The sequence below is a fragment of the Chloroflexota bacterium genome (assembly GCA_009840355.1).
Taxonomy (GTDB): Bacteria; Chloroflexota; Dehalococcoidia; order Lucifugimonadales; family JADFKI01; genus Bin90.
Genome location: VXNZ01000044.1, coordinates 1 through 15897 on the forward strand (window position 1 = coordinate 1; position 15897 = coordinate 15897).

A 15897-nucleotide genomic window follows, 5' to 3' on the forward strand; every position below is an offset into this window, starting at 1 on the left:
AAGCTGCGGTCGTTGAAAACGGACGACAACCTGCTGCTGCTGAAGACCAACATGGAAGCTGGGCACGGCGGCAGATCAGGCAGGTATGACGGGCTTTACGAAACGGCGGAGGCTTACACGTTCATACTCGTGAGCATAGGGCTGCTTGAGTAGCAGGAACGCTCCCGGCTGACTCCGAACACACGAAAGATGGACGGAGTATAAACTCCCTCGCGATACATCATCGAGTCGGGAAAGGGTCTTAACTGAAATGAACTCCGGCTTGCGACACCCTCCACCCAATAATTTGACTCTTCTGTTCAATGCCACTCCGGGCCGCTGGATAGAAGATGCACTTGGAAGTCGTTTTGCGCATGTAGAGTCCCTTGTACCCAAAGGATATGCGGCATACGCCCGCCTGTTCCATCCTGCTATGACGCAGGAAGACCGGCGCGTTCGATGGGCTACGGTCGCCGAATGGAGCGGCAAGGTCTATCACAGTCTGATGGCATTCCAGGGCATCAGCGTCCCAATAGCGGGGTATGGCTCCGCAGACCGGCCGTGGGCAGATGAACCCCGCGCAGGCGAAATGGATCCTGAAGATATTGTCGAATTGTCCCGCCTCCTCTCTGATTTCACCGGCACGCCGGACCAATACTACTTTGCCGTGTGGGACGGATCCTGACCTGCGCCCCGCTTACTCTGGGACTGAGCGAGTCAGCCAACTGATCAACGTCTCTAGGCTTTACCTGGCGAATTTCCATTCTTCGGTCCCCTGCCTTAACTCTACTCTACGTACTTGAGCAACTCGCATCGTAATCTGTCGAAGTACACAAGAGTGTATATGCTATTCTCCCTGTTGTAAGATTCCCCTCGGAAGAGAGAGAAACAAATGGCTGAGTTCGATCTCAATTATACCGCCAGATTCTACAACGCTTACGGAGACCTCGAGTGGGAGAGACTTGAAGCCACGCCCTACGGTCGTCTTCAAGCGACGATACACGCCGACTTCATTATCGACTCTACCACTTCTCGCACTTGCGACAGACTGTCCGCATCCATCAGTGCCTTCGATTCCGCGAATACCGCGCTGCCTATGTTCCGTCTGTACTCTCTAAGCAAGTTGAACTGGTACAACTGGTGTCTGTCCTACCGCCGTACATCTGCACACGGATGACGGGTGCCTGTTCCGGTTTCTTTCCTTTTGAAGAGATTGCTCACGAAAGCACCCAAGCCATCTCTCATGCCAGTCGACCATTCTGTGTCATAAGTAAAGCGAATCGGTATTAGTCCCTTCCCTCCATGGGGGGAAGGTAAGGATAGGGCAAAGAAACCCATAACGCGCACATTGGCAAGAAATGTTGAGGACGGTCTCTCGATCGCTCTCTCTTTTCTTATCGATGCGTGATTGCGGAATGGAGGAATGGCTAAAACAAAGACGCCTGCGCCGAATTCGGCTCGTCCTTGCCGTAGTTGAAGCCAAGATGGTCGTATGCTAGGCGTGTTGCGATTCTGCCGCGCGGTGTCTTGTCCAGAAAGCCTAGCTGCAGGAGATACGGCTCGTACACATCCTCGATGGTGTCGGAGTCTTCGCTGATGGATGCGGCTATCGTGTCCAAGCCTACGGGACCGCCGTCGAACTTTTCGATTATCGAACGCAGCATCCTAGTGTCCGTGCCATCTAGCCCACGACCGTCCACTTCAAGCTGCGACAGCGCCGCTCGCGCGATGTCCGCCGTAATGACGCCGTCGCCTATCACTTGCGCGTAGTCGCGGACGCGGCGCAGCAGCCGGTTGGCGATGCGCGGCGTTCCCCTCGCACGGCTGGCAATCTCGACTACGCCCTGCTCTTCCGCATCAATTTCCAGTATGCGCGCCGAACGCCCAACGATGGTCGCCATCGCGTCTTCGTCGTAGAAGTCGAGGCGATGGATGTTGCCGAACCTATCTCGCAGCGGCGGGCTGAGCATACCGTATCGCGTGGTCGCGCCGATGAGCGTGAACGGCTTGATGGACAGGTTCATGCTACGCGCCTTCAGCCCCTTGTCGATGACCCACGACACGAAGTAGTCTTCCATCGCCGGATACAGCACCTCTTCCACGACGCGGCTGAGGCGGTGGATTTCGTCGATGAACAGGATGTCGCCCTCTTGCATCTGCGTAAGCGTGGCGACCATATCGCCGGGACGTTCTATCGCCGGGCCCGATGTGGTCTTTATCTGCGCGCCCATCTCGAACGCCATGATGTTGGCAAGAGTAGTCTTGCCAAGACCGGGCGGACCGTACAGCAGCACGTGGTCGAGAGGTTCGCCGCGCTGCTGCGCCGCCTTGACGCTGATGACGAGCAGGTTTTTCACGGCGTTCTGGCCGATGTAGTCAGCGATACGGCGCGGGCGCAGGCTGCTGTCCAACGAGTGGTCGAACTCATGCGGCGCGCCGGAAACGATGCGTTCGTTCATAGCTCAGAAATCTCTTCTTGGATGCGGGATATTGCCGCCTGTGTGTAGTAATCGTCGATGTCGCAGCCGGCAAACATCCTGCCCTCTTGGAGCGCGGCGACGGCGGTCGTGCCGCTGCCTAAGAACGGGTCTATTACCATCGCGCCGCGCTCGCTGTGTTTGCGTATGAGTTCACGGAACAGGTCGAGCGGCTTTTGCGTGGGGTGAATGCGCTTGCCGCCGTGTCTCGGTATCGGATATGCGTAATCGCCGCTGTCGTAGGCGCTGTTGAACGCGGGGCTGCCGCCCTTCACGCCGACAACCGCCGTCTCGCGGCTGTTGGACAGGTAGGTGCACTTGCTGTTCAGCGGCACGGGATTGGTCTTATTCCACACCACAAGGCGCAGCATCTTGAACCCGGCATTCGATAACGCGTCGTACAGGTGGCTGATTTTCCACAAATCGTACCATACTATCGCCGTGCCGCCGCGCCGCAATACGCGGTATGCTTCCTGCGCGAGCGCGTCCAAGTCAATCTGCCGGTGGTCCCACTCCCCAAAGTCCATAGAGACGGCGAAGCGCTGCACGCCTGTCTTGACACTGCCAAAGCCTGTCTTCCTGCTGACGGAATAGGGCGGATCAGTGAGCACGAGGTCAACCGAGTTCCTGTCGAGCGAGTGCAGGAAATTGCGATAATCGGCGCACTCGATGCGGGGTTGGCTTGGGGCTGTTGTTGGGGTAATTGTAGGTAGCACGGTGTTGACCTGCGGGTAGCATGTGTTGGCTTGACAGTTGTTTTCACTATGAAAGCGGCGCGGATGGCGCTTACCCAGAACTGGTGTTCATTCTATGTGTCAGTAACATGATATGTCAAGAAACTAGCAACTTGTCTGGCATTATGACCAATGGCGGCGCACAGAAGACATCCCCACCCCCCATCTTAACCTTCCCCCGTTAAGGGGAAGAGGACAGACTTGCAAGCGACAACAATAGCCTATCTCAAATTGAGCGCGGAAGGCGCCGCATTGCAGTATAATCGGGGGCATGGAGGTTGCGATGGTTGATTTTGCGTCGCTGGGACAAGAGACGATTGGGATTTGGAACAGGAATGCCGACTTCTGGGATGAGCGGATGGGGGAAGGGAATGAGTTTCACAAATTTCTAATCGAGCCCACGCAATTGAAACTGCTCTCGCTGCAAGCAGGTGAGCGCGTGCTGGACATTGGATGCGGCAATGGGCAGTTCGTGCGGAAAATGGCGTCGCTTGGCGCGGATGTGCTCGGCGTGGACGCTGCGCCCGGTATGATCGAACACGCGCGGCGGCGCACTTCGACAGATACCGATTACGCCGGCAGCGTGCAGTTCGATGTCGTGGATGCGACGGACGAAGCCGCGATGGTGGCGCTCGGCGCGGGCGAGTTCGACTCCGTAGTCTGCACAATGGCGCTGATGGACATATCAAGCATCACACCAATCGCGAGCGCGGCACGGCTGCTGCTGAAACCGTCCGGACGGATGGTGTTCTCCGTGATGCACCCGTGCTTCAACTCGACACAAGGCTTTCGGCAGACTTTGGAGCGCGAAGAGAACGATGGCGAACTCACGGAGCGCGTGTCGGTGCAGGTTACACGCTACATCGAGCCGCACACACATAAGGGATTGGCTATGGTCGGGCAGCCGCTGCCGCAGAACTACTTCCACCGTCCGATAAGCGCGCTGCTCGGCGTATTCTTCGCGGTGGGATTCGTGGTGGACGCGATCAAAGAGCCGGTATTTCCGGAGGATTTACCGGACGACGACAAGCTAGGCTGGCTGATGTACAAAGACATCCCGCCCGTGCTTTCGGTGCGGCTGGTTAACTTACATCGCTAGACAAGATGGCAGCATAGGATAAGGACTGAGGGTATGGTGAATTGGGATGAGGGCGATTCGGCGGTTTATCGCGCGCTGGCAGAAGTCGCGGTGCCGAGGCGGGATGAGCAGCTCGCGACTTTGCTGTGCCTGCTGCCGTTTGGCAGGTATGACGCCTTTCGCATTGTGGATTTGGGGTGCGGCGAGGGTGTGTTGGAATATGCGGCGCTGACGGCGTTTCCGAAGGCGACGGCACTGGCGCTGGACGGATCGGAGTCGATGCGCGAACATGCCTCGAAACTGCTGCTGCCATTCGGGGGGCGTGTCGATGTGCGTTACTTTGCGCTGGAGTCGGATGACTGGCAGGGAGAACTGGACGGCGCGGACTGCGTAGTGTCGTCGCTCGTGGTGCATCATCTGACCGACGATGGCAAGCGGCAGCTGTTTCGTGAGGCGTATGGACGAATGAACGATGGCGGCGCACTGATGCTGATAGACTGTGTGCAGCCGGAGCGCGTCGAGGGCGTCAGACTGTTCTCGGACGCTTACGACAGAATATCGGCGCGGCAGTCGGTCGAGCGCACGGGCGATACGGCGCTGTTCGACAGGTTCGTGGAAGAGAAGTGGAATATCTTCAGGCATCCGGAACCAAGCGAGATGCTTTCGCCGCTGTCCGCTCAGCTCGCGTGGCTTGCGGATGCGGGGTTCGAGGGTGTGGACTGCTTCTGGCTGAACGCGGGGTATGCGGTGTTCGGCGGATACAAGGGCGGCGGCACGAAAACCGGCGGGCTGTCGCTTGTGGACGCGCGGTCGGCAGTTGAGGCGGCGTTGACGGAAAATAGAAGCATTTAACAGGATGGACAGGATATTCAGGATAGTGGGATAGTGGGAGATTGAGAATGTCGGGTTATTTGTTAAGCGAGGAAGAAGCGCTGCTGAAGTCAACGGTGAAAGACTTCGTGGACAACGAAATCGCGCCGCGAGCCGCCGCATACGACGAGAGCGGCGAGTTTCCTTATGACAACTTCAAGGGGCTTGCCGAATTGGGTCTGCTAGGGCTGACCTTGGACGAAGAGTACGGTGGCAGCGGCGGCACATTCCGGCAGCTTGCCATCGCGGTCGAAGAGGTTGCACGGGCGTGCGCCGCGACAAGCACATCGTACATCGCGCATCTATCGCTGTGCGCGCAGTTCATCAATATGTGGGGCACGGACGGGCATAAGCGGCAATTCTTGCCCAAGCTGGCAAGCGGCGAGCATATCGGCGCGTTCGCGTTGACCGAGCCGGGCTCGGGCAGCGACGCCGGGGCGATGCGCACGACCGCGACGCGCGACAACGGCGGCTACCTGCTCAATGGCAGCAAGACATTCATCACCAACGCGCCGGAAGCGGCAGTGTTCGCGGTGCTGGCGACGCACGACCGATCGCTGCGAACACGCGGCATAGACGCGCTCATCGTCGAGGGCGACAGCGCGGGGCTAAGTGTCAACCCGCTAAAGGGCAAGATGGGCATGCGCGCGTCATCCATCGCCGAGGTGGTGTTCGAGGACTGCCCGGTGCCGTCGGAGAATCGCATGGGCGACGAGGGCGAAGGATTCCGCGAGACGATGCATGTGCTGAACTCCAGCCGCATATCCATCGCGGCGCAGTGCGTCGGCATCGCGCAGGCGGCATACGAGGCGGCGGTCGCGCATGTGAAGCGGCGCGAGGCGTTCGGGCAGAAGCTGGCGGAATTGCAAGCAATCCAGTGGATGATAGCGGACATGGCGACGCAGATAGACGCGGCGCGGCTGTTGGTGATGCGCGTAGCCACGCTGCGAGACGAGGGCATGCCGATAGTCAAGGAAGCGTCGATGGCGAAGCTATACGCCTCACGAGTGGCGGTGGAATCGGCTGACAAGTCGGTGCAGATGCACGGCGGCGCAGGCTACCTCGCGCCAACGGACGCCGAGCGCTACTACCGCGACGCCAAGGTTACGGAGATATACGAAGGCACATCAGAGATACAGCGGTTGGTGATTGCGCGGAGCATCTTGCGGGACGGATTGGTGTGACAGGATGTACTGGATGGGGAGGATTGAAATGACCAAATGGGTGTCCTGCGACGCGGTGGAGAGCCATCCTGAAAAATTTGGGAGGTGCGCTGATATTTCGAGGCACGCGCGTGTTGGTGTTGGTGCTGCCTGAGAATCTCAAAGACGGCGCTACGGTCGCCGAGTTTCTGGAGTGGTTTCCGGGGGTAGAGGCATGGCAGGTGCAGGCGGTTCTGGAACATGAAGCTAAAGATTCGGAGGTTTCAAGTGGCCAGCAGACGGAAAGTTAGGCTGACGACTGGTAGGCGTCCAAATCTTTATCAGGCGAATTTTGGGGGCGTAATTGCGAATCCTTATAAAGAGAAAGGCTCTCGTCCCGGCAAAAGTGAAAGGCAATCTCTAAAAGAGAATCGGCGCATCTATCGCAACATACGGCGCGTTCTAGCCAGCGTAGGTTATAGTACACACTTCAATCCTAATCCAGACCATGATTGTTACGAAAAGAAAGTAGACGACGGCACCGTTTTCTTCGCGCATCTTCCTGACGGAAGGGTCACGGAGCACAAACCGGCGCACAAGTGGATTCTGACGATTTATGCTGCCGCTGGAGGGCACTTGCATACACACCACTCCAAGATTAGGGAGAGGATTACCTTCGTCCCAGACTTCATCCTTTCAGACGATCCCCAATGATTCATACGCCGATTAGAGCGTAGATTGATGAATCGTCCTGCGCACTCTACCTACAACAAGAGGAGAATCCAGCGCATAGGCGTTAACAATCTTGCTGCATAGCGCGTGTTGAAAGTACGGTGAGGCGTCTATATGATTGGCTTGCCATTGGTCAATTGATGTTATCCCATAAAGGTGGTTCGACAGGCTCACCACGAACGGAACAGATAGTCTTTCTACCAACAATGAATCGGTATTTTCGAAAGCAAAGGATGGCAATATGTCAGATAAGTTCAGTCGCATGTTCGCCGAGTATTCGGCAGGGCTGCAGTATGAGGATGTGCCGGCGGAGTCGGCGCACGAGGCGAAGCGCCGAATTCTGGACAGCATCGGCGTGAGCATGGCAGCTTTCTCCGAGGACGCGCCTAAAGCGGCGCGGATGTTCGCGTATGATTTCGAACAGCCGAACGGCGCGACCGTCTGGGGCGCGCCATCGCGCGTTACCCCGGAAGCGGCAACATTCGCCAACGGGCTTATGACGCGGTATCTGGACTTCAATGACACCTATCTGTCGCTTGAGCCGCTGCATCCGAGCGATATGATTCCCGGCTTTATGGCGCTGTGCGAGTGGGCTGGCAAGCCACCGCGCGACATCCTGACTGCCATCGCAGCCGGCTACGAAGTATCGGTCAACTTGTGTGACGCGGCGAGCGTGCGCGCGCACCAGTGGGACCATGTGGTGTACACCGGCATCGGCGCGGCGTGCGGCGCGGGCAGCATTATGGGGCAGTCCGCGGACACCATCGAGCACACGATTTCCATCGCCAGCGTGCCACACGCGTCAATGCGGCAGACACGCGCTGGCGAACTTTCCATGTGGAAAGGCGCGGCGGCGGCGAACTCGGTGCGAAACGCGGTGTTTGCAAGCCTCGTAGCACAGCGCGGACTAACCGGACCATACCAGCCGTTCGACGGCGAGATGGGTTTCTTCGCGCAGCTGCTGGGCGGCAAACCCTTTGACGATGCCGCGCTGACCTCCCTCACAGACGGTGCCGCTCCGACACGCATACAGGACACCTACATAAAGAAGTGGCCCGTCGAGTATCATGCGCAGAGCGCCGTGGACGCCGCGGTCGAACTGCGAGACGAACTCGGCGGCGACATCAACTTGATAGATTCGATTCACCTCGACACATTCAAGGTGTCGTACGAAATCATCGCGAAAGACCCAGAGAAGTGGGCGCCGAAGACGCGCGAGACTGCCGACCATTCGCTAATGTACATCGTGGCGGCGGCGCTGCTCGACGGCACGGTTACCAAGCATTCGTTCTCGCAGCAGATGCTCGACAGTGCGGACGTCAAGTCGCTGCTGGGCAAAACGACCCTTGAAGAGGACGACGCGCTGACTGAAGGCTATCCGGAAGGCATACCGAATCGCATTACCATCAAGACGAAGGACGGCGGCATGCTGGCGCGCGAGGTGAGCTTCCCGCGCGGGCACGCGATGAATAAGATGACCGATGATGAGGTCGAGCGCAAGTTCATGCTGAATGTCGAGGATGTGTGGACGGAAGAGCAGGCGCGGCGGGTCATCGACTTGGTGTGGCATATCGACGAGCAGCGCGACTTGTCGGCGCTGATGGAGGCGATGCGGATATGATCTGGATGCTGGAACGAGAGCCGGCGCAGAACCACGCCGTAAAGCTGCGCAAGATCCTGGACGCCGGCGAAACGGTGGTCGCGCCCGGCGTGTTCAACCCGCTGACTGCGATGATAGCTCGCAAGGTAGGGTTCGATGCGCTGTACTTCTCCGGCGCGGCGTTCTCGGCGAGCCTGGGGATACCGGACATCGGGCTGTTAACGCTCGCGGAGTTGACCGACTCGGTGCGGTGGATGACGCGCGCGTCCGGGCTGCCGTTTATCGTGGACGCGGACACGGGCTTTGGCGAGGCGATAAACGTCATTCGCACAGTCAGGGAACTCGAACTGGCAGGCGCGGCGGCGGTGCAGATAGAAGACCAAGTGCTGCCCAAGCGATGCGGACATCTGGACGGCAAGACGGTCGTTTCCACTGACGCATTCGTGGAGAAGATAGCGGCGGCGGCGCAAGCGCGCGAGAATATGCTTATCATCGCGCGCACCGATGTACGGGCAATCGAAGGCATGGAAGCGGCTATAGAACGCGGACGGCTGTGCAAGGAAGCGGGAGCCGACATCATCTTCCCGGAGGCGATGCAGTCGCCCGACGAATTCCGCATGTACGCGGACGCCGTGGGCGGCAGCCTGCTGGCGAACATGACCGAGTTCGGCAAGTCGCCGTATCTTACGGCGAACGAGTTCGCGGCGCTGGGCTACAACATCGTGATATTCCCGGTCAGCACACTGCGCGCGGCGGCAAAGACGACCGAAGCCTTGCTGACAGACCTAAAGCGGCACGGCACGCTAGTCGATTGGCTTCCGCAGATGCAGACGCGCGCCGAACTATACGACCTAATCGAATACGACGCCTACGCCGAAGCTGATAGCGCCATAGCCCTAACCGGCGATAGGGAGTATATGAGTGGACGCGGTTAACAAAAGAGCAGTTGAGCCGCCTAATACATGGAAACTACTGAATACTATGATACCGTTGACAGGCGCAATCACCCCGAAGTAAAGGATGAATGGGTTGAGAGAGTGTTGGACAAGCCGTACCGTACCGAAGTTCAGCCGGATGGCAGGATAAGGTATTGTGGTTACATCCCTGAAGCAGAAAAGTGGCTTCGCGTGATAGTTGAAGACGGCAAATTGCTCAACCGATTCTTCGACCACCACGCCTTGAAGAGATGGGGAACACCATGAATCTGAAGATCTCATATTTCATCGATACTGACACTCTGTCCATTTGGAGCGGCATGCCTGCAAGTGAGGCGGGTAATGTTACTCAAAACCTGATTGCCGACTATGACGCGGAAGGTGAAATTGTAGGATTCACTTTGGACCACGCGGCCGAATTGCTCTTGAACATTCCATTCCAAACTGGAATGGACTATGGTTACGAGACTATCTCATCTTCTGATCCAGACGCGTACAATCATTACGTTAAGGACGGGGCTCTGACTCTGGTCAATCTCAACGCCGTGAAATTCTCAAATCAAGTCTCCGAAAATCTAACGGCGCACTATGGCGACGATGGCGATGCGGTGGGCTTTACTCTGCTGCACGCCGCCGAATTGCTGTTGCCTTACCTGAAGGGTGAAGTTACAACACAGGACATGCGAACCTCCGCAGGTGCAGCGGCAGATAACGACTGATCACACATTCACTGGGAGAAAAAAGATGACAACACCGGATTACAGCCCCGGACTTGAGGGCGTGATTGCTACGGAGACTTCGGTTTCATACCTAGACGTGGACATCGAGCAGATTCTGGTTCGCGGCTATGACCTTATAGAGCTGGCTCAGAATCTATGCTATACGGATGTGGCGTATCTGGTGATTTACGGCGAACTGCCGACGCCGGAGCAGGCGCGCGCGTTCTGCGACAGGCTGGTTGCCGAGTCGGAAGTGCCGGACGAGATATACCGCCTGTTCGATCTGATGCCAAAGTCCACGGTGGCGATGGATGCGCTGCGAACGGGACTGTCGTTCTTGGCAGGCTACGAAGACCCAGCCCTGCTGCACGATAACTCGCATGAGGCAAACCTTGAGAAGGGCATCAAACTGCTTGCGCAGACGCCGACCCTGGTGGTCAATTCGTACCGAGCTCTGAACGACCTGCCCATCGTGCGCCCCAATCCCGATCTTCCTTACATGGAGAACTTCCTGTACATGCTACGTGGAGAGAAGCCGGATGCGGAGTCGTTGGACGCATTCGACCGCATTCACATGTGCTACATCGAGCACGAGATGCCGAATTCGACATTCGCGGCGCGGGTCATCGCTTCCACGCTGTCGGACATGTACGGCGCGATGGTCGGCGCGGTGGCATCGCTTAAGGGACCGCTGCACGGCGGGGCGAACGAAGCGGCGATCGAGTTCCTGATGGACATCAACGGCACAGGCGGTCCCGGGCACGCCGAGGACTACACGATGGGCAAGCTAGAGCGCCGCGAGCGCATTATGGGCTTTGGGCATCGCGTCTATATGCGCAAGTACGACCCGCGCGCGCGCTTCCTGATGGACTACATCCCGAAGCTTGCCAACCGCATACCGGAAGGCGAAGAGCTAGCGTCAATCTACTCGACGGTCGAGAGCGTGATGTACCGCGAAAAGGGCTTGTACCCAAATACGGACTATCCCATCGGATTGCTGTACTACCTGCTTGGCATACCGATTCCGCTGTACACGCCGATATTCTTGGCGTCTCGCACGGCAGGCAATGTGGCGCACGTGCTAGAGCAGCACGACGACAATCGGCTGTTCCGCCCGCGCGTGATTTACGGCGGCGGGCGCGGACTCACCCCGCCGGACAAGCCTATTTCGCCGATGTAGCCAACTAACAGGACGGGGGATCGGTAGGATTGGTCGTTAGCCTGTTGGCGGCGTGATGACGATGTCGGTGTTGTAGTCTGTGTAGGTAATGGTCACTAGAAACTCGGCGTCGCCGCCAATGTCGGCTGCGCCGAGTGTATTGCTTGCAATGCCTGCGGTGTCTTGCTCATCTACGGATGTCTCGCCAGCCATGCTGAGTTGGCGCAGCAGGTTGTCGTCCGTGCCTATCCACACTTCCACGAACAGTTTGTCAAAGGCGCTGCCCAGCACATTGGCGCGCAGGTCTGCCCTGATGTGATGCGTCTGCACGCCGTCGGTCGTCTTCTCGCCGACATACTGCAAATTCGTGTAGCGCGATGTGTCCGACGGCGCCAGCACTAGATCGTATGGGTCCGGCAAGCCTGTTAGAAATAGCGGGAATTGCTCCCACGCGCCTGTTTCGGGATTGGTGATGTATGCGGTCTCGCCAATCGTGATGATGTCCAATTCCAGCAGCGCTAAGCCCAAGGCGATTTGCAGCTTGCCGTCCGAGCGGTCGGGCATTTGGAAATCGCCTATGTATCGGATGGGGAACTCCGTGCCGAATGTCTCCTCGTCCATGCGGAAACTCGCCTCCGTCTGCACGACCTTGAACACAGCGTCCACTTCGGCGTGAAACGATTGCGTATGCTGCATCGCCTCGATTGAGGCTGCAATCAGCGCGGCGGGATCGCTGTCCCTACTGATTGAAGAACCTGTGCTTGATGATGCTTCGCTTCCTTGCGCGCCGGTTGTGCTTGCGCCGACGGCGACCGGTGTACGCGTTGGCGGTGGCATCGGCGGTGCGGTTGGTGGCGGTGCTGGTGTTGCCGTTGGGACGGGCGTGAGTGTTGGCATCAGCGTTGATGTGGCTGTTGGCGTGGAGGTTGGTATGGGCGTGGGCAGTGTTTCCTCTGCCGTGCCGCATGCGGCACTGAGCGGCAGCAATGCCGTCAGCAGAATGGTGATAGTGATGATTGTAATTTTGGTTGTTCGCATGTTTCCAATGGTACTTGAATGGCGGCTCGCGGGCAATTTCACATCAATGGACAAGAAGCCATTGATATAAGTATGCGGCTAAACAAATGTTGACATGTTTTCGTGTCTGAATGTAAAATACCCGTTTGTACGACCTTTTTGTTCGTGCTGATTTTGCGTTGAGCAATTCCACACATTTTTGAGTGAATGGGGTAGAAGTATGCCTACTGTGAACCAGTTGGTCAGGAAGGGACGAAAGGCGAAGCGAAAGAAGGACAAGGCTCCCGCGCTGCGTTTTTCGTTCAACTCGCTGCGAAACAGAGGCAAGCGAGATTCCGGCTCGCCGCAGAAGCGCGGCGTATGCACGCAGGTGCGTACTCAGACCCCGAAGAAGCCGAACTCGGCGCTGCGCAAGGTCGCTAGGGTGCGCCTGACAAACGGTATGGAAGTTACAGCTTACATACCGGGCGAGGGCCACAACCTGCAGGAGCACTCGGTCGTGCTGATTCGCGGCGGTCGCGTGAAGGACCTGCCCGGCGTGCGCTATCACATCGTTCGCGGCGCGCTGGATACATCCGGCGTTGACGGACGCAAGCGCGGTCGCAGCAAGTACGGAAGCAAGAGAAACTAGGTTTTTGCTGCGGTATGCAAGGGCTGCGCTGCCAAAGCGACAAGCGCGAGACGGCGGCTCCCACATTTTCGCAGCGAATATGGCTGACTATAGCTGGCAAGGGTCGAGACAAGAAGGATTTCAGATATGGCGCGTCGCAGAAGGGCAGAAGTACGCACACCACCACCTGACATCAAGCATGGCAGCGTGGAGTTAAGCCAGTTCATCAACCGGGTTATGTGGAGCGGTAAGAAGACTACCGCGCAGCGCATTGTGTACAACGCGCTGGACCTGGTGGAACAGGAAGCCAACCGCCCCGGTCTGGAAGTATTCGAGCAGGCGCTTCGCAATACAATGCCGATGCTGGAAGTAAAGTCGCGCCGAGTTGGTGGCGCGACCTACCAAGTCCCGACAGAAGTTCGACCTTCACGGCGCATGGCACTTGCCATGCGCTGGATTATTACGGCGGCACGCGCACGCGGCAGCAGGCCGATGCACGAAAGCCTAGCCGGCCAGCTGCTCGAAGCGGCGCGCAATCAGGGCCCCGCAGTGCGGCGCAGGGAAGAAGCGCACAGAATGGCGGAGGCGAATCGCGCCTTTGCCCACTACAGATGGTAATTCCGATTCCCCCGCAAGGGAGAATCGCGAGAAGTGAGAAGAGATGCCTGCAAGTTTGCAGAGTCTGGAAAAGACGAGAAACATCGGGTTCATAGCCCACATCGACGCCGGCAAGACTACGGTTACGGAACGCGTGTTGTATTTCACAGGACGCATTCGCAAGATTGGCGGCGTGGATGATGGTACGACCGCGATGGATTGGATGGCGCAAGAGCGCGAGCGCGGCATAACGATAACATCCGCCGCGACGACCGCTCAGTGGGGCGACTACGACATCAACATCATCGATACGCCCGGACATGTGGACTTCACCGCAGAGGTGGAGCGCAGCCTGCGTATCCTTGATGGCGGCGTGGTCGTGTTCGACGCCGTCGCGGGCGTTCAACCGCAATCGGAAACGGTCTGGCGGCAGGCGGACAAGTACGAAGTGCCTCGTATCTGCTTCGTGAACAAGATGGACCGCGTGGGCGCGGATTTCTATCGCACCATCGATTCCATATCCCATAGATTGCAGGCGAACCCAGTCGCGGTGCAGATTCCAATCGGGCAAGAGGACGATTTCCTCGGCGTCATCGACCTGATCGAAGGCAAGTCTTGGACTTGGGCTGAAGAAGGCGTTGAGATACCCAAAGAGGGTCCCGTTCCCGAAGAGTTCATCGAAGAATACCTTACCTATCGCGGCTTGATGATCGAGAAGATTGCCGAGACCGACGACGAACTTCTTTTCAAGTATATTGAAGAAGAAGAGATTACCAATCAAGAAATCAAGGATGCGCTACGCAAGGCGACAATCGGATACAGCATCGTCCCCGTGTTCTGCGGTACCGCGCTGCGAACGAAGGGCGTTCAACCGCTGATTGACGCCATCTGCGAATATCTCCCATCCCCTCTCGATGTCCCCCCTGTTACTGGCACTGCCCCCACTTCGGATTCAGACGAAGAGCTAATCCGTTCACCCGACCCGGAAGAGCCGTTCTCCGCGCTCGCATTCAAGACGGTCTCCGACCCGTACATCGGGCGGCTGGTCTATTTTCGAGTGTATTCCGGCACGGCGGCGTCGGGTTCGTCGGTGTATAACTCCACGAACCGCAGGCGCGAGCGTCTCGGACGCATTGTGCAGATGCACGCGCAGCACCGTGAGGAAATTGACGAAGTGCACGCAGGGCAGATTGCCGCCGCCGTAGGATTGAAGTTCACGGCGACCGGCGACACTATCTGCACGCAGAACGACCCCATCGTGCTGGAGACCATCAGCTTCCCGGAGCCGGTCATATCGGTCGCAATCGAGCCGCGCTCGCGCGCCGACCAAGACAAGCTCTCGGACGCGCTCGTCAAGTTGTCGGACGAAGATCCTACTTTCAGGATTAACTACGACGATGAGACCGGGCAGACGATAATGTCCGGCATGGGCGAGCTTCACCTTGAGATTCTGATTGACAGGATGAAGCGCGAGTTCAGCGTTGAGGGCAATGTCGGGCAGCCGCGCGTCGCATACCGCGAGACTGTTCGCAGGGCGGCAGGCGGTGTCGGGCGGTTCGTCAGGCAGACGGGCGGGCACGGTCAGTTTGGGCATGTAGTCATCGAGATGGAGCCGGGCGAAAGCGGCTCGGGCATCGTCATCGAAGACAAGATTACCGGCGGCGCAATTCCGCGCGAGTTCATCCCATCGGCAGAAAACGGCATACGCGAAGCCCTGAACACGGGTCCGCTGTCCGGCTTCCCGATGATTGATGTGAAGGTAACGATGGTTGACGGCAGCTTCCACGAAGTTGACTCGTCGCAGGTCGCCTTCCAGATTGCCGGCTCTATGGCGGCGAAGGATGCGGTTAGCAAAGCGCGCGCGCAGCTGCTTGAGCCCATTATGAGCCTCGAAGTGGTAACGCCGGGCGATTTCCTTGGCGAAGTGCTGGGCGACTTGGGTCGCCGGCGCGCCGCCATCCGCAATATCGAAGGGCAAGGCGAGATTCAGGTGGTCAAGGCGGCTATCCCACTGGGCGAGAGCTTTGGCTACGCGAACGCCATCCGCTCGCAGACGCAGGGACGCGCCAGCTACAACATGGAGTTCGACAACTACGAAGCCGCGCCGGACAGCCTGCTAGTGAACAAGTAGCATCAGACAGACTTTAGCAACACAGCCTTTGGCGCGTCCGACTGACGAATCTGGCAGACCAGGCGCTTGTGAGCAAGACGGCAACGGCATAGACGACAAGGGAGTTGGTAGAAGCGC

Annotated in this window: 16 protein-coding genes and 1 pseudogene; 14 read left to right on the top strand and 3 right to left on the bottom strand. The window is 58.0% G+C overall.

What is annotated here, in order from left to right; translation table 11 throughout:
* The first annotated feature begins 412 nt into the window (after positions 1–412).
* Both F4X57_11220 and F4X57_11225 read left to right on the top strand, forming a co-directional pair.
* Entirely contained in the window at positions 413–664 is a 252-nt protein-coding gene (locus F4X57_11220; GenBank protein MYC07719.1) for a hypothetical protein, read from the top strand.
* Between the two features lie 207 nt (positions 665–871).
* Positions 872–1156 carry a hypothetical protein gene (locus F4X57_11225; GenBank protein MYC07720.1) on the top strand — a complete coding sequence of 95 codons (285 nt, stop codon included), beginning with the start codon at positions 872–874 and terminating at the stop codon, positions 1154–1156.
* A gap of 250 nt (positions 1157–1406) precedes the next feature.
* Here F4X57_11225 and ruvB read toward each other — a convergent pair whose 3' ends face one another.
* Entirely contained in the window at positions 1407–2438 is a 1032-nt protein-coding gene (ruvB, locus tag F4X57_11230) for a Holliday junction branch migration DNA helicase RuvB (GenBank protein ID MYC07721.1), read from the bottom strand.
* Positions 2435–3250 (bottom strand): site-specific DNA-methyltransferase, encoded by an 816-nt coding sequence (locus F4X57_11235; protein ID MYC07722.1) that lies wholly within the window; start codon positions 3248–3250, stop codon positions 2435–2437. The genes ruvB and F4X57_11235 overlap by 4 nt, the downstream gene beginning before the upstream one ends.
* Before the next feature lie 211 nt (positions 3251–3461).
* On the opposite strand from F4X57_11235, the gene F4X57_11240 reads away from it, so the two are divergent.
* From F4X57_11240 to F4X57_11280, 9 genes and pseudogenes are all read left to right on the top strand, one after another.
* Complete coding sequence (locus F4X57_11240) at positions 3462–4289, top strand: methyltransferase domain-containing protein (GenBank protein ID MYC07723.1); 828 nt, start codon at positions 3462–3464, stop codon at positions 4287–4289.
* Between the two features lie 33 nt (positions 4290–4322).
* Positions 4323–5120: a class I SAM-dependent methyltransferase gene (locus F4X57_11245; protein ID MYC07724.1), complete on the top strand. Its 798-nt coding sequence runs from the start codon at positions 4323–4325 to the stop codon at positions 5118–5120.
* A gap of 47 nt (positions 5121–5167) precedes the next feature.
* Positions 5168–6322 carry an acyl-CoA dehydrogenase gene (locus tag F4X57_11250; GenBank protein ID MYC07725.1) on the top strand — a complete coding sequence of 385 codons (1155 nt, stop codon included), beginning with the start codon at positions 5168–5170 and terminating at the stop codon, positions 6320–6322.
* 28 nt (positions 6323–6350) lie between these two features.
* Positions 6351–6591, top strand: a pseudogene (locus tag F4X57_11255) (DUF433 domain-containing protein).
* Between the two features lie 662 nt (positions 6592–7253).
* Positions 7254–8633 carry an MmgE/PrpD family protein gene (locus F4X57_11260; GenBank protein ID MYC07726.1) on the top strand — a complete coding sequence of 460 codons (1380 nt, stop codon included), beginning with the start codon at positions 7254–7256 and terminating at the stop codon, positions 8631–8633.
* Positions 8634–8677: 44 nt separating this feature from the next.
* Positions 8678–9547 carry a methylisocitrate lyase gene (gene prpB / locus F4X57_11265; protein MYC07727.1) on the top strand — a complete coding sequence of 290 codons (870 nt, stop codon included), beginning with the start codon at positions 8678–8680 and terminating at the stop codon, positions 9545–9547.
* A 27-nt stretch (positions 9548–9574) separates the two neighbouring features.
* Positions 9575–9814 (top strand): hypothetical protein, encoded by a 240-nt coding sequence (locus F4X57_11270; protein MYC07728.1) that lies wholly within the window; start codon positions 9575–9577, stop codon positions 9812–9814.
* Positions 9815–9816: 2 nt separating this feature from the next.
* Entirely contained in the window at positions 9817–10266 is a 450-nt protein-coding gene (locus tag F4X57_11275; GenBank protein MYC07729.1) for a DUF2283 domain-containing protein, read from the top strand.
* 25 nt (positions 10267–10291) lie between these two features.
* A complete protein-coding gene (locus F4X57_11280) occupies positions 10292–11446 on the top strand; it encodes a citrate synthase (protein ID MYC07730.1) in 1155 nt (384 codons plus the stop codon).
* A gap of 36 nt (positions 11447–11482) precedes the next feature.
* On the opposite strand, the gene F4X57_11285 is transcribed toward F4X57_11280, so the two are convergent.
* On the bottom strand, positions 11483–12463 hold the full coding sequence (locus F4X57_11285; GenBank protein MYC07731.1) for an LppX_LprAFG lipoprotein: 981 nt from the start codon (positions 12461–12463) through the stop codon (positions 11483–11485).
* 199 nt (positions 12464–12662) lie between these two features.
* On the opposite strand from F4X57_11285, the gene F4X57_11290 reads away from it, so the two are divergent.
* The 3 genes from F4X57_11290 (at position 12663) to fusA (ending at position 15780) form a co-directional block, all read left to right on the top strand.
* The gene (locus tag F4X57_11290; GenBank protein ID MYC07732.1) at positions 12663–13073 is read left to right on the top strand and encodes a 30S ribosomal protein S12; all 411 of its coding nucleotides are present in this window, start codon (positions 12663–12665) and stop codon (positions 13071–13073) included.
* A gap of 126 nt (positions 13074–13199) precedes the next feature.
* Entirely contained in the window at positions 13200–13670 is a 471-nt protein-coding gene (gene rpsG, locus F4X57_11295) for a 30S ribosomal protein S7 (protein MYC07733.1), read from the top strand.
* Positions 13671–13713: 43 nt separating this feature from the next.
* Positions 13714–15780 carry an elongation factor G gene (gene fusA, locus F4X57_11300; GenBank protein MYC07734.1) on the top strand — a complete coding sequence of 689 codons (2067 nt, stop codon included), beginning with the start codon at positions 13714–13716 and terminating at the stop codon, positions 15778–15780.
* The last annotated feature ends 117 nt before the right edge of the window (positions 15781–15897 follow it).

Coding starts and splice junctions, on each gene's coding strand:
- rpsG (MYC07733.1), top strand. CDS start 13,200: ATGGCGCGTCGCAGAAGGGCAGAAGTACGCACACCACCACCTGACATC.
- F4X57_11245 (MYC07724.1), top strand. CDS start 4,323: ATGGTGAATTGGGATGAGGGCGATTCGGCGGTTTATCGCGCGCTGGCA.
- F4X57_11285 (MYC07731.1), bottom strand. CDS start 12,463: ATGCGAACAACCAAAATTACAATCATCACTATCACCATTCTGCTGACG.
- F4X57_11270 (MYC07728.1), top strand. CDS start 9,575: ATGGAAACTACTGAATACTATGATACCGTTGACAGGCGCAATCACCCC.
- F4X57_11260 (MYC07726.1), top strand. CDS start 7,254: ATGTCAGATAAGTTCAGTCGCATGTTCGCCGAGTATTCGGCAGGGCTG.
- F4X57_11220 (MYC07719.1), top strand. CDS start 413: ATGACGCAGGAAGACCGGCGCGTTCGATGGGCTACGGTCGCCGAATGG.
- F4X57_11290 (MYC07732.1), top strand. CDS start 12,663: ATGCCTACTGTGAACCAGTTGGTCAGGAAGGGACGAAAGGCGAAGCGA.
- F4X57_11280 (MYC07730.1), top strand. CDS start 10,292: ATGACAACACCGGATTACAGCCCCGGACTTGAGGGCGTGATTGCTACG.
- F4X57_11250 (MYC07725.1), top strand. CDS start 5,168: ATGTCGGGTTATTTGTTAAGCGAGGAAGAAGCGCTGCTGAAGTCAACG.
- ruvB (MYC07721.1), bottom strand. CDS start 2,438: ATGAACGAACGCATCGTTTCCGGCGCGCCGCATGAGTTCGACCACTCG.
- F4X57_11225 (MYC07720.1), top strand. CDS start 872: ATGGCTGAGTTCGATCTCAATTATACCGCCAGATTCTACAACGCTTAC.
- F4X57_11240 (MYC07723.1), top strand. CDS start 3,462: ATGGAGGTTGCGATGGTTGATTTTGCGTCGCTGGGACAAGAGACGATT.
- fusA (MYC07734.1), top strand. CDS start 13,714: ATGCCTGCAAGTTTGCAGAGTCTGGAAAAGACGAGAAACATCGGGTTC.